Source organism: Actinomycetota bacterium, assembly GCA_040905475.1.
Taxonomy (GTDB): Bacteria; Actinomycetota; AC-67; order AC-67; family AC-67; genus DATFGK01.
In genome coordinates this window covers 37,438-50,469 of the sequence record JBBDRM010000161.1, presented here as the reverse complement: position 1 = coordinate 50,469, position 13,032 = coordinate 37,438, and the positions used below count along the sequence as shown (strand labels likewise).

Annotated in this window: 12 protein-coding genes; all 12 read left to right on the top strand. The window is 66.7% G+C overall.

Features of this window, described 5'->3' with window-relative positions; translation table 11 throughout:
- Position 1 precedes the first annotated feature (1 nt).
- On the top strand, positions 2–1,051 hold the full coding sequence (thrC, locus tag WEB06_19930; GenBank protein MEX2557887.1) for a threonine synthase: 1,050 nt from the start codon (positions 2–4) through the stop codon (positions 1,049–1,051).
- Between the two features lie 4 nt (positions 1,052–1,055).
- Positions 1,056–1,940: a homoserine kinase gene (gene thrB, locus WEB06_19925; protein ID MEX2557886.1), complete on the top strand. Its 885-nt coding sequence runs from the start codon at positions 1,056–1,058 to the stop codon at positions 1,938–1,940.
- Between the two features lie 70 nt (positions 1,941–2,010).
- Positions 2,011–4,248 (top strand): amylo-alpha-1,6-glucosidase, encoded by a 2,238-nt coding sequence (locus WEB06_19920; protein MEX2557885.1) that lies wholly within the window; start codon positions 2,011–2,013, stop codon positions 4,246–4,248.
- A gap of 27 nt (positions 4,249–4,275) precedes the next feature.
- The gene (locus WEB06_19915) at positions 4,276–5,064 is read left to right on the top strand and encodes a metallophosphoesterase family protein (GenBank protein MEX2557884.1); all 789 of its coding nucleotides are present in this window, start codon (positions 4,276–4,278) and stop codon (positions 5,062–5,064) included.
- A 10-nt stretch (positions 5,065–5,074) separates the two neighbouring features.
- Positions 5,075–6,412, top strand: coding sequence for a cyclic 2,3-diphosphoglycerate synthetase (locus tag WEB06_19910; protein ID MEX2557883.1), 1,338 nt, complete (start codon positions 5,075–5,077; stop codon positions 6,410–6,412).
- Positions 6,409–7,416: an ATP cone domain-containing protein gene (locus tag WEB06_19905; protein ID MEX2557882.1), complete on the top strand. Its 1,008-nt coding sequence runs from the start codon at positions 6,409–6,411 to the stop codon at positions 7,414–7,416. The genes WEB06_19910 and WEB06_19905 overlap by 4 nt, the downstream gene beginning before the upstream one ends.
- Positions 7,413–8,069 (top strand): fructose-6-phosphate aldolase, encoded by a 657-nt coding sequence (fsa, locus tag WEB06_19900; protein MEX2557881.1) that lies wholly within the window; start codon positions 7,413–7,415, stop codon positions 8,067–8,069. Before WEB06_19905 ends, fsa begins: the two co-directional genes overlap by 4 nt.
- A gap of 27 nt (positions 8,070–8,096) precedes the next feature.
- Positions 8,097–9,833, top strand: coding sequence for a transcription termination factor Rho (rho, locus tag WEB06_19895; protein MEX2557880.1), 1,737 nt, complete (start codon positions 8,097–8,099; stop codon positions 9,831–9,833).
- A gap of 18 nt (positions 9,834–9,851) precedes the next feature.
- Positions 9,852–10,070: a 50S ribosomal protein L31 gene (gene rpmE / locus WEB06_19890; protein ID MEX2557879.1), complete on the top strand. Its 219-nt coding sequence runs from the start codon at positions 9,852–9,854 to the stop codon at positions 10,068–10,070.
- 24 nt (positions 10,071–10,094) lie between these two features.
- Positions 10,095–11,075, top strand: coding sequence for a DUF1385 domain-containing protein (locus tag WEB06_19885; GenBank protein MEX2557878.1), 981 nt, complete (start codon positions 10,095–10,097; stop codon positions 11,073–11,075).
- 48 nt (positions 11,076–11,123) lie between these two features.
- Positions 11,124–12,194: a peptide chain release factor 1 gene (gene prfA / locus WEB06_19880; GenBank protein MEX2557877.1), complete on the top strand. Its 1,071-nt coding sequence runs from the start codon at positions 11,124–11,126 to the stop codon at positions 12,192–12,194.
- Positions 12,178–13,032 (top strand): peptide chain release factor N(5)-glutamine methyltransferase (gene prmC, locus WEB06_19875; protein MEX2557876.1); only part of this gene is annotated, 855 nt, incomplete at its 3' end. The genes prfA and prmC, both read left to right, overlap by 17 nt.

Sequence of the window (13,032 nt, the reverse complement as noted above, 5' to 3'; positions counted from 1 at the left end):
GATGCGCTCGTGGCGAGGCGTGATCGCAGAATACGGCGATCGCCTGCCCATCACGGACGCCACCCCGGTCATCACGCTCATGGAGGGCGGCACACCGCTCATCCACTCCGGGGTCCTGTCCGACCGTACGGGGTGCGAGGTGTGGCTCAAGTACGAGGGCGCCAACCCGACCGGCTCCTTCAAGGACCGCGGCATGACCGTCGCGATCTCCAAAGCCGTCGAAGAAGGCGCGAAGGCGGTCATCTGCGCGTCGACCGGGAACACGAGCGCGAGCGCGGCCGCCTACGCGGCGAAAGCCGGGATCGAGTGCGGCGTGCTGGTCCCGGAGGGCGCGATCGCACTCGGCAAGCTGGCCCAAGCGTTGGTGCACGGCGCCAAGGTGATCCAGGTGCTCGGGAACTTCGACGCGGCGCTCGCGATGGCGCGCGAGCTCGTCGAGCGTTACCCGGTTGCCCTGATGAACTCCGTGAACCCGCATAGGATCGAAGGTCAGAAGACGGCGTCGTTCGAGATCTGTGAATCGCTCGGCCGCGCGCCCGACTACCACATCCTCCCGGTTGGAAACGCCGGCAACATCACCGCTTACTGGAAGGGATACCGGGAAGAGCGCGACGCGGAGCGCATCACGTTCCTGCCGCGCATGTTCGGCTTCCAGGCCGCAGGCGCGGCACCGATAGTCGAGGGCCATCCGATCGAGCGTCCGTCCACCATCGCGACGGCGATCCGCATCGGCAATCCGGCTTCGTGGGAGAGCGCCGTCGAAGCCGCCCGCAGTTCGGAAGGCGCCATCCGGTCGGTTACCGACCGCGAGATCCTCACCGGGTATCGCCTGCTCGCTCGCGAGGGCGTCTTCGTCGAGATGGCGTCGGCGGCATCCGTCGCCGGTCTGCTGCAGATGCTTGAGGCCGGGCTGCTCGCGCCGGGGACCACCGTCGTCTGCGTCCTCACCGGCCACGGCCTGAAGGATCCTGAGTGGGCGATCGCCGGCGCGCCCAAGCCGGCCGTGATCGAAGCCGATCCGGAGGCCGCCGCCACCGAGCTCGGGCTCTGAGCCGATGGATCGCGTCGTCGTCCGGGCTCCGGCCACGATCGCCAACCTCGGCCCGGGTTTCGATTGTCTCGGTCTCGCGATCGCCTGGCACAACGAGATCAGGATCGAGCGCGACCCTTCGGGTGCGCTGACCGTAACCACAGCCGGACAGGGCGCAGACCAGGTGCCGCGCGACGACTCGAACCTCGCCGTGCGGGCGATCGCCAAGATCCTGGGCGAGCCGCGCGGGCTGCGCGTGCATCTCACCAACGCGATCCCGTTCGGCCGCGGCTTCGGATCGAGCGCCGCCGCGATCGTGGGCGGGCTCGTCGCGGCGAGCGCCCTCGCGCCAGATGCCGAGGTCTGGGACGCCGATGTGCTCGTCGCCATCGCCGCGGAGATGGAGGGCCACGCCGACAACATCGCGCCCTGTGTGTACGGGGGAGCGGTGGTCGCGGCCGGCCGCACGATGATGCCACTGGGCGTGCCTGAGCGGATCGGTGCGGTCGTGTGCGTCGCTCCTTCGGCACTCGCGACCCAGGCCGCTCGCAAGCTCTTGCCCTCGAGCGTTCCGCTCGCCGACGCCTCCGCGACCGCCGGCCGCGCCGCCCTGCTCGCCGCCTCGCTCGCGACGGACGATCCCTCCCGGCTGCTCGACGCGACCTATGACCTGATGCATCAGCCGTCCCGGTTCGAGCTCATGCCGGACTCCGGGCGTCTCGTTGGTGCGCTCCGTGATGCCGGGATCGCTGCGTTCCTGGCCGGTGCCGGACCGAGCGTCGCCGCGCTCGTGGCGTCCTCCGACCTCCAGGCCGCGACCGAGGCGGCGCGGCGGACCGCCCCGGACGGGTGGGAGGTGCGAGAGGTCGGCATCGACGCCGCCGGCGCGGTGGTCGTTGAGAGCGGCTGACGGCTCGAATACACTCGGTTGACGGTCCGGCACGCGCCGTGATCTCACCTGGGGACGATCGGGAGCCATGTTGGCGAAGTCCGCAGATCTTGACCCGAGCGATCTCTACCGCAGCCCCTCCGGCGAAGAGTTCGAGCTGGATCCTGAGGCTGCGAGCCGGGTTCTGAACGAAGGCGTCCCGGCCGTCCTTTCCGAGGAGTCCGGACGGCTCCTCGCCACCAAAGAGGGCGAGATGTTCCTGTACGCGAACGAGGAGGGAGACCTCGCGAGCGGCTATCAGGGGATGGGCCTGTATTACCGGGACACCCGCTTCCTTTCGCAGTACGAGCTCACGGTCGACGGGCGCCCGCCGGTGCTGCTGTCGTCGAGTGCCGAGCGCGCCTACATGTCCTACGTGGACTGCACCAACCCCGACATCTGGGACGACCACCGGATCTCGGTCCCGCAGCAGACGTTGAACATCCGCCGGATCCGGGTGATCGACAATCGCCTCTTCGAACGCATCCGCTTCAAGAACTACAACGAGCACCCGATCCGCGCCTCCGTCGAAGTGGTGTTCGGCGCCGACTTCGCCGACATCTTCGAGGTGCGAGGTCTGCGGCGGAAGCGGCGCGGCCAATTCTTCCATCCGAAGGTGGAGGGCCGGGTGATCCTCTTCGCGTACCACGGCGAGGACGGGGTGTTCCGCCAGACGCGCGTCGATCTCGGCGCCGAACCCGATGACGTCACCATCGACTCGGGACGCGTTCGCGCGTCGTTCACCGTCGAACTCGCCGGCCACCAGACGCGCCTGTTCACGTTCGTCGTCGAGCCGATCATCAGCGAGGACCGGCGGGAGCCCATGCTGTTCGACGAGGCGGTGCACAAGCTGCGCCGTTCCTATGAGGAATGGGAGCGCTCCTGCACCTCGATCTACACGGACAACGAGCTCTTCAACACGCTGCTCCATCGCGGTCAGCGAGACCTCCGTGCGCTCCTGACCGACACCGGGCAAGGGAAGTTCCTTGCGGCCGGGATCCCCTGGTACGTCGCGGCGTTCGGACGCGACGCGCTGCTGACGAGCCATCAGATCCTGATGCTGAACCCCGATCCGGCGCGCGACTCGCTGCGACTGCTCGCGCGCTATCAAGGGACGGAGGTCGACCCCTGGCGCGACGAAGAGCCAGGGAAGATCCTCCATGAGATCCGGCTCGGCGAGTTAGCCAACGCGTTCTACGTCCCGCACTCGCCGTACTATGGCTCCGTCGACGCCACTCCGTTGTTCCTCATGCTGCTCGGGACCTACTTCAAATGGACCGGCGATCGCGTGTTCCTCCAGGAGATGCTCCCGCACGCGGAGCGCGCGCTGCGCTGGATCGACGAGTACGGCGATCTCGACGGCGACGGCTTCGTCGAGTACCAGCGACGCTCGCCGCGAGGACTCGACAACCAAGGGTGGAAGGACTCGCACAACTCCGTGGTCCACATCGACGGACAGCTCGCGAAGCCGCCGATCGCGCTCGCCGAGGTGCAGGCCTACGTGTTCCTCGCGAAGGCGCGGATGGCCGACGTCTTCGAGGCCCTCGGGGACCAGGACCGCGCCGCCGAGCTGACGCGGCAAGCGGACGAATTGAAACGCCGATTCAACGAAGCATTCTGGATCGAAGACGAGCGGTACTACGCGATCGCGCTCGACGGCGACAAGCGTCCCGTCGCCAGTGTGACCTCGAACCCGGCACACGGGCTGTACTGCATGATGATCGACGAGGACAAGGCACCCGACGTCGCCGCGCGGCTCCTCAAACCCGACATGTTCTCCGGCTGGGGGATCCGAACGATGTCGAAGTCGTCGGCCGCATACAATCCGATGAGCTACCACAACGGCTCGGTATGGCCGCACGACAACGCGTTGATCGCGGCGGGCCTGAAGCGCTACGGCTTCCACAAGCAGACGAACCGGATCGCGACCGCGATCTTCGAGACGGCGAATCACTCGGACTACATGCGCTTGCCCGAGCTGTTCTGCGGATTCACGCGCCGTACGCCCAACCGGCCCGTGTCCTACCCGGTCGCCTGCTCGCCGCAGGCCTGGGCTGCCGGCTCCCCGTTCTTGCTCCTGCAGGCGATGCTCGGCTTGTCGGCCCAGGCGCACAACAACCTGCTGACGGTGAACTCACCGGTGCTCCCGCCGTGGCTCAACACGGTGGAGCTGAAGAATCTCAGGGTGGGAGACTCCGTTCTCCATCTGGTCTTCCGGCGCGAAGGCGAGACGACGAGCTTCTCGCTCCTGAACAAGGTGGGCTCCGTGCGGGTGATCATGGAAGAGTAGTCCCCGACCCGACTAACTGGAGGAGCGTTGGGCGTCGTCATCGCACATATCTCGGACATGCACGTCGGCTCGGTTCACTTCGTGCCGAACTTGATGAACCGCGTCATCACCGAGCTGAACGAGCTGAACCCCGACATCATCGTCTGCACGGGAGACTTCACCAACGAAGGGTTCCGGCAGGAGTACAGGACCGCCGCCGCATACCTTCAGCAGCTGCGTCCGAAGGTCGTGGCAGTCCCCGGCAACCACGACGCGCGCAACGTGGGCTACGTCCACTTCGAGGAGATGATCGGCCCGCGCCACTGGCGCGTCGAGACCAAGGGCGTCGTCATCGTCGGAGCCGATTCATCCGAGCCCGACCTGGACCACGGACAGATCGGCCGCGAGCGGTATGGCTGGCTGGTCGAGCAGTTCACCGATCCCGCGGAGCTGAAGATCTACGTGCAGCATCATCACCTGCTGCCGATCCCAGGCGCCGGACGCGAGCGCAACATCGTCTACGACGCCGGTGATCTCCTCGAGCTCTTGATCCGATCGGGCGTCGGGCTGGCGCTCACCGGACACAAGCACGTGCCGTACGTCTGGCGCCTCGAGAACCTGTACGTCGCCAACGCAGGAACCTGCTCGAGCCTGCGCCTCCGCGGAAACACGCGGCCTTGTTACAACCTCATCGAGGTGTCCGACGCGGACGTGGTGATCCGCCGCAAGTATCCGTTCGGACCGGCGAACGTCATCGCGCACTTCAACTACGTGACCGGCGAGCAGTACCAGCGCGAGATCGAGCACGTCGTGCGCGAGCCCGAACCGAGCTCCTAGTGCTCCGCGCATGACGAGGGCGCTGGTGCTCGTCGACGGCGAGCACTACCCGCCGGTGATCGTCGATGCGATCAAGGCCCTCGAGGAGCGGGGATATCAGATCGTGGCCGGCGTCTTCCTGGGCGGCGGCGAGAAGCTTTCCGGCCCACTCGAGCTGGGCACGCTCCCGATCATCCGCGGTGCGACGCAGCGCGAGGCGCTCGAGCACGCGATCGCTTCGTACTCGCCGGAGGTATGTCTCGACCTATCCGACGATCCGGTGGTCGACGCGCGATCGCGCTTCCTGCTCGCGAGCGTCGCGCTCGTCCACGGAGTTCGCTACCAGGGCGCTGATTTCCGATTCGATGCTCCGCTCCGGCCGCGGCTCGCATCGCGTCCGACGATCGCGGTCATCGGTACCGGCAAACGTTGCGGCAAGACGGCGATCGCCGGATTCGCAGCGCGCACTCTGACCGCGCACGGCATGCGAGTGGTGGTCGTTGCCATGGGGCGCGGTGGCCCGGCTGAGCCGCGCGTCGTTGCCGGCGACTCCATGCCTCCAACGGTCGACGAGCTGATCGAGCTCGCACGACGCGGCGAGCACGCCGCGAGTGACGTCTACGAGGACGCGGTGCTCGCCGGGGTTGCAAGCGTCGGAGCACGACGGGCGGGCGCCGGCCTCGCGGGCGCACCGTTCTTCGACACCGTCGCGGCCGCCGTCGAGGCTGCGAACGCCCTCGGGCCGGACATCATCCTGCTCGAGGGGAGTGGCACGGCGATCCCACCGGTGGCGGCCGATGCAACGGTCCTGGTGGTCCCCGGCGGCGCTTCACCCGAGGTCCTGACCTCGGCACTCGGCCCATACCGGCTATTGCTTGCGGACCTGGTGGCCATTACAATGGCCTCCGAACCCACCGTTTCGGCTCACGCGCTCTCCCTCCTCACTTCCTCGATCGACGAAATGGCGCGAGGCGTTGCGCGCGTGAAGACGGTGTTCCGCCCGACCCCACGCGGGTCGATAGCCGGACGCTCCGTCTTCTACGCAACCACCGCGCCTCCCGCCGTCGGTGAGGTGATCAAGGCGCATGTGGAGGGGGCTCACGGCGCGCGTGTCGTGGGGATGACGCACCATCTGGCAGATCGTGCCGCCCTCGCATCCGATCTCGCGGGGGCGGAAGGAACGTACGAGGTGCTCGTGACGGAGCTCAAGGCCGGAGCGGTGGACGGAGCGGCTGCGGTCGCGCGCGCCGCGGGCGCCGAAGTGGTCTTCGCAGACAATCTCCCCGTTTCCGTCGAGGGGGATCTGGAGGCGGAGCTCGTGACCGTGGCGGAGATCGCCCGACGGAGATTCGAGGCTCACACGGCATGACGGGACACGAAAAGCCGGCGGACGGCGCATCCCGGTCGATCATCATCAGCGACCGGGAGCACGGGCTGCCGTACTCGAAAGGTCTCATGGCCAACACGATCATGGCGGCCGGGCTGACGCCGGCACGCGCCTATCACGTCGCTCATGTGATCGAAGAGCGTCTGTTGGAGTCCGAGCGCGCCTCGGTCACGACGGAGGAACTTCGCACGATCGCCGAGGAAACCATCCGTCGGGAAGCCGGCGAACGGTACGCACGCTCATTCCTGCGGTGGCAGACGGTCAGCGAGCTCGACGTGCCGTTGATCATCCTCATCGGCGGAGGGACGGGCGTGGGGAAGTCGACCATCGCGACGCAATTGGCGGCGCGGCTCGGCATCGTCCGCATCATCTCGACCGATGCGATACGGGAAGTGATGAAGGGCGTTCTGTCGCCCGACATCATGCCGTCACTCCACACCTCTTCGTTCAACGCCGACGGGGTCGTGAAGGAGACGCTCGCGGCGACGGATGATGCGGTCATCGTCGGGTTCCGCGAGCAGGTTTCGGCCGTGGCGGTCGGCATCAAGGCATTGATCGAACGAGCGATCACCGAAGGAACCGACGTCATCATCGAAGGAGCGCACGTCGTCCCCGGCTTCGTACGTCCCGACGCCGAAGGCGAAGCGGTCATCGTGGATCTGGTCGTCGCGGTGGACGACGAGGACCTTCACCGGTCGCACTTCTACGTTCGCGCGCACGAGACGCGCGCGCGACCACAGGAGCGATACCTCAACAGTTTCGGGAACATCAGAAAGGTACAGAAGTACATACGCTCGCTCGCACTTCGGAACGGCGTTCCGATCATCCAGAACTACAACCTTGATGCGGCACTCGCGGCGGTCATCGATCACGTCGTCTCAACGGCGACGGAGGACGCGAGCTCGCGTCCGGTTGCTGCGCGCCCGCGTGCGATCACACGCGGGGCGTCGCCGACTGCTCGCGGCATGAAGGAGGGAGCGATATGAAGCTCTGGCTCGACACCGGGAACTTGGACGAGATCCGCGAGATCAACCGCTGGGGCGTGCTCTCCGGCATCACCACCAACCCGACGCTGATCGGCAAGGAGAAGAAGGACTTCGAGACGCATCTCAAGGAGATCGCTTCCGAGGTCGACGGGCCCGTGAGCGGAGAGGTCGTATCCACCGACCGGGACGGGATGGTCGAAGAAGGACTAAAGCTCTCTCAGATCGCGCCGAATATCGTGGTGAAGTGCCCCGTCACCCCCGACGGGTTCGCCGCGGTCCGTGAGCTCGGACGGCACGGGATCAAAACCAACATGACCCTTTGTTTCTCACCCACGCAGGCCATCTTGGCCGCCGAGGCCGATGCCACGTACATCAGCCCCTTCCTTGGAAGGGTGGACGACATCGCGAACGATGGGATGAATCTGCTAGCCGAGATCGTTGAGATATACCGGACGCAGGGCTACCGTACGCTTGTACTGGCCGCCAGCCTCCGCCACCCCCAGCACGTCGTCGAATCTGCGAAGGTTGGGGCCGACGTCGCGACGATGCCGTACGACGTGTTCTCCAAGCTGACCAACCACCCGCTCACCGACATCGGTTTGAAGCGGTTCCTGGACGACTGGAAGACATACCAGAAGAGCCTGAAGGGTTAAGTGAACGTGAAGAAGGAAGGATCGGAAATGGCAGAGACGAGGACCCTCGAGCGAGAAGTCCTTGAGGGCAAGATCATCGCAGAACTACAGCAGATCGCCGGGCGGGTCGGGGTCTCCGGCTTTCAGAAGCTGAAGAAGTCCGACCTCATCTCCGCCATCATGCGCGCTTCTTCCGCCGACGGAAAGCCGGCGAAGACGAACAACGCTAAGTCCGCCGAGGCCAAGCCCGAACCCAAGAGCGAAGCCAAAGGCGACGCCAAGCCGGAGGCCAATGAGGAACCCGCGGCCACGGAAGCTCCTAAGGCGGAAGCGCCTGCGGCCGAGGCGCCTGCAGCGAGCGAGACCGCGCCCGCGGAGACCTCGCCGGCCGTTGCGGCGCACGGCAATGGCGGTGCTGAGCGCTCGCAAGCCCCCTCCGGCGGAGGCGATCGCGGACCGAGCAGCTCGGGCGGCCCAAGTGGATCGGGTGCGCCTGCACGCGAAGAGCGCTGGAGCCGGCGCGATCGCAGGCGCGGGCGCGGACGCGACCGTCAAGGCGGAGGCCGGGACGGTGGACGCGACCGGCAAGGTGGTGGCGACCGCGGTCCGGCGCGCGAGCGTTCGGACTACACGCCGCCGTCAGAAGCACAGGCGGACATCATCGAGGGTGAGCTCCGAACGGGCATCCTCGACGTCCTGCCGGAGGGCTACGGCTTCCTGCGCACGAGCGGCTATCTGCCGGGCTCGAGCGACATCTACGTTTCGCTGTCGCAGATCCGGCGCTTCGCGCTCCGGCGGGGCGACGAGATAACGGGTCAGGTTCGTCGTCCGAAGGACAACGAGAAGTACTTCGCGCTCGTTCGCGTCGAGACCGTCGCCGGCGTCGATCCCGACACGGCGCGCCAGCGGCCGGCGTTCGACAAGCTCACGCCTCTGTTCCCGGAGGAGCGGTTCCGGCTCGAGTGGGGGCCGCAAGCCGTCACCGAGCGGATCATCGATCTGGTGGCCCCGCTCGGGAAGGGTCAGCGTGAGCTGATCGTCTCCCCGCCGAAGGCGGGAAAGACGACGATCCTCAAGCAGATCGCGAACGGCATCATGGCGAACACAGAGAACGTGCATCTCATGGTGCTGCTCGTCGACGAACGTCCGGAGGAGGTCACCGACTGGCAGCGGACCGTCAAGGCCGCCGAGGTCGTCTACTCGACCTTCGACCGTCCGGCGGAGGACCACACCCAGGTCGCCGAGCTGGTGCTGGAGCGCGCCAAGCGGCTCGTCGAGGCGAAGCAGGACGTCGTGATCCTGCTCGACTCGATCACTCGGCTCGCCCGCGCCTACAACCTGTCGGCGCCGGCGTCCGGCCGCATCCTGTCCGGTGGTGTCGACTCGACCGCGCTCTACCCGCCGAAGCGGTTCTTCGGCGCCGCGAGGAATATCGAGGAGGGCGGAAGCCTTACCATCGTCGCCTCGGCGCTGGTCGAAACCGGCTCGCGGATGGACGAGGTGATCTTCGAGGAGTTCAAGGGCACCGGTAACTCGGAGATCCGGCTCGACCGGCAGTTGTCGGAGAAGCGAATCTTCCCGGCGATCGACATCGAAGCGTCGGGCACGCGTAAGGAAGAGCTGCTCTACGACAAGGAAGAGCTCGCGCTGGTCTGGCGGCTCCGCAGGGTGCTCCACGCCCTCGCGCCCAGCGCAGCGATGGAGTTGCTCCGCGACAAGATCGGACAGACACCGTCGAACGAGCAGTTCCTGAGAGAGATAAACAAGGTTCCGGTCAACGACTAAGGATCAGGGGGAGCGAACGTGAAGGCAGGCATCCACCCCGAATACGTGCTGTGTCAGGTGCGCTGCTCGTGCGGCAATACGTTCCAGACGCGGTCCACGAAGTCCGAGCTCCACGTCGAGCTCTGCTCGCAATGCCACCCGTTCTACACGGGCAAGCAGAAGCTCGTCGACGCCGGAGGCCGCGTCGAACGATTCCAGCGCCGCTACGCCAACCGCCCGACACCGAAGAAGAAGTAGCCCGCGTCGCGCGGGATCAACTCGATGGCAAAGAAGCAGCAGCAACACTTCTACGGCGGCCAGGCAGTCATGGAAGGCGTCATGATGCGCGGCAAGGACACGTGGGCGCTCGCCGTGCGCCGCCCGACGAACGACATCTATATCGAAGAGAACAAGGTCAAGGGGCTCGCGGCGAAGTATCCGCTCTTCCGCCAGCCGCTCTTCCGCGGCGTCGCCGCCTTGGGCGAGGCGTTGTCGATCGGCATGCGCGCACTGACGACCTCGGCGAATCAGGCGCTGGACGAGGACGAGAAGCTGACCTCGAAGCAGATGGCGGTCTCGATGACGCTGGCGTTCGTGCTCTTCATCAGCATCTTTATCGTGCTTCCGACGCTGGGCGTGAACTTCTTCGGCGGCGAGAGCATCAAGAAGCGATCGATCACATTCGCCGCCGTCGAGGGCGTCGTCCGCGTCGCGATCTTCGTGGCCTACTTGTTCGGCATCTCATTCATCAAGGAGATCCGCCGCGTCTTCATGTATCACGGCGCCGAGCACAAGACGATCGCCGCGTTCGAAGCCGGCGAGCCGGTGCTCGAGCCGCGAGCCGTGGACAAGTACTCGACGCTGCACGTGCGATGCGGGACCAACTTCCTGATCATCGTCATGCTGCTGACGATCGTCGTGTTCGCCTTCTTCGGCCGTCCTGCGATCTGGTTGCGCATCCTCGAGCGCATCGTGGCGATCCCACTCATCGCAGGGATCTCCTATGAGGCGCTCCGGCTCGGCGCCAACCACGGGAACAACTTCATCGTGAAGGGGCTCATGAAGCCGGGCCTCTGGCTGCAAAAGATCACGACCCGCCCGCCGACCGAAGATCAGATCGAGGTCGCGATCCGGGCGTTCGAAGCGGTGCTTCCCGAAGAGGAACGCAGCGGCAAGATCCCGGCGCTTCCGTCCCGGCTGGTTCCGCGAGAATCCGAAGGAGTCGGCGACACCGTTCCAACACCCGAACCGGCTCCCGAATAGCGCCTCGGGACGTCGTCCCGCCGCTGCTAGACTCGCCCGGGAGCCCTCATGCTCGACAAGCTGGCACACATCGACCGTCGCTTCTCGCAGATCGAGGAGCTTCTCGCCGACCCCTCGGTCGCTTCCGACCCGCGCAAGCTGCGCGATCTCGGGAAGGAGCACGCAGAGCTCGCGCCGATCATCGGCGCCTATCGCGAGCACAAGCGCGTCAACGAGGATCTGGCCGCGGCACGCGAGATGCTCAAGGATTCGAACGGAGCCGACTCGACGTTCCTCCGTGACGAGATCGCCGGCAACGAGGAGCGCATCGCGGAGCTCGAGCACGAGCTACGGGAGATGTTGATCCCCAAAGATCCCAACGACGACCGCGACGTCATCGTCGAGATCCGCGGCGCCGCCGGCGGCGACGAGGCCGCGCTGTTCGCCCGCGACCTCTACGAGATGTACCAGCGCTACGCGGAAGCGCATCGATGGAAGAGCGAGGCGCTGTCCTCGAGCCCCTCGGACCTCGGCGGCTTCAAGGACATAACCTTCGCCATCAAGGGGAAGGGCGCGTACTCGAAGATGAAGTACGAGTCCGGCGTGCACCGCGTGCAACGGGTTCCGGCTACCGAGAACCAGGGACGGATCCACACGTCGACGGCGACGGTCGCGGTGCTGCCCGAAGCCGAGGACGTGGACGTCCAGATCAATCCGAGCGACCTCAAGATCGACGTGTACCGCTCGAGTGGGCCCGGGGGCCAGTCGGTCAACACCACCGACTCGGCGGTGCGCATCACGCACCTTCCCACCGGCGAGGTGGTCGCATGCCAGGAGGAGCGGTCGCAGCTCCAGAACAAGGAGCGGGCGATGCGTATCCTCCGCGCCCGGCTGCTCGAGCGCGCGCAGCGCGAGCAGGCGCAGGTGATCGCTGCGGAACGGAAGAGCGCCGTCGGAACCGGCGACCGCTCGGAAAAGATCCGCACGTACAACTACCCTCAGAATCGGGTGACCGATCACCGGATCGGCGTCACGCTCCACAAGCTGCCGCAGGTCCTTCAGGGCGACCTCGACGAGTTGATCGACGCACTCGTCGCTCGGGGACGCGCTGCGAGTCTCGGCGATGGGTTCGTCGACTGAAGCGCCGGCCCGGACGCCGCGTCCCGGGACGATCGGGGAGGCGGTGCGCGCCGCCGAACGGGTCCTCGAGATGGCCGGTTGCGATACACCGCTCGGGGACGCGCAGTGGATCGCCGCGCACGCGCTCGACACCAGTCGCGCCGGGCTCTTCGTGGACGCCGACCGGCAGTTCCCCGAGGACAAGCGCGATACGTTCGAGAACCTCGTCGCGCGGCGTGCGCACCGCGAGCCGCTCGCCTACGTCCTCGGCACGACTCGATTCCGCGGCCTCGACCTCGAGGTGGGCCCAGGTGTCTTGGTCCCGCGACCCGAGACCGAGGTGACCGCCGGCCGGGCGATCGAGCGAGCCCGCGCGCGCGGCCGCGCGACCGTCGTCGACGTGGGAACCGGCTCCGCTGCGATCGCGCTCGCCGTGGCGGCCGAGGTCCCGTCGGCTCGCGTCTTCGCCACCGAGCCGTCGGCCGCCGCTCGAGCGTGGGCGTTGCGCAACCTCGCGCGAACGGGTCTGCGAGCGACGCTGCTCCCCGGCGAGATGATGGATCCCCTCCACCCGGCGCTCGGCGGCGCCGTCGACGTTGTGGTGTCCAACCCGCCGTACGTGGCGGACGGCGACTGGCCCGGGCTCCCGCCCGAGGTAAAGGACTACGAGCCGCACGAAGCGATCTGCGGAGGCGAGGACGGCCTCGACATCGTCGTGCGGCTGCTCCAGGAGGCACCGCGGTGGCTGGCGATCGGCGGCTGGATCGTGATCGAGTCGGGTGAGGATCAGGCAGGGAGACTGGAGCGGCTCCTTCGGGTGATCGGCTACACCGACGTGCTCGTCACGAAGGATCTGGCG

Bases quoted from the DNA above. Each gene is read 5' to 3' on its own strand.
- thrC (MEX2557887.1), top strand. From the start codon at position 2: ATGCGCTCGTGGCGAGGCGTGATCGCAGAATACGGCGATCGCCTGCCC.
- thrB (MEX2557886.1), top strand. From the start codon at position 1,056: ATGGATCGCGTCGTCGTCCGGGCTCCGGCCACGATCGCCAACCTCGGC.
- WEB06_19910 (MEX2557883.1), top strand. From the start codon at position 5,075: ATGACGAGGGCGCTGGTGCTCGTCGACGGCGAGCACTACCCGCCGGTG.
- WEB06_19905 (MEX2557882.1), top strand. From the start codon at position 6,409: ATGACGGGACACGAAAAGCCGGCGGACGGCGCATCCCGGTCGATCATC.
- fsa (MEX2557881.1), top strand. From the start codon at position 7,413: ATGAAGCTCTGGCTCGACACCGGGAACTTGGACGAGATCCGCGAGATC.
- rho (MEX2557880.1), top strand. From the start codon at position 8,097: ATGGCAGAGACGAGGACCCTCGAGCGAGAAGTCCTTGAGGGCAAGATC.
- WEB06_19885 (MEX2557878.1), top strand. From the start codon at position 10,095: ATGGCAAAGAAGCAGCAGCAACACTTCTACGGCGGCCAGGCAGTCATG.
- prfA (MEX2557877.1), top strand. From the start codon at position 11,124: ATGCTCGACAAGCTGGCACACATCGACCGTCGCTTCTCGCAGATCGAG.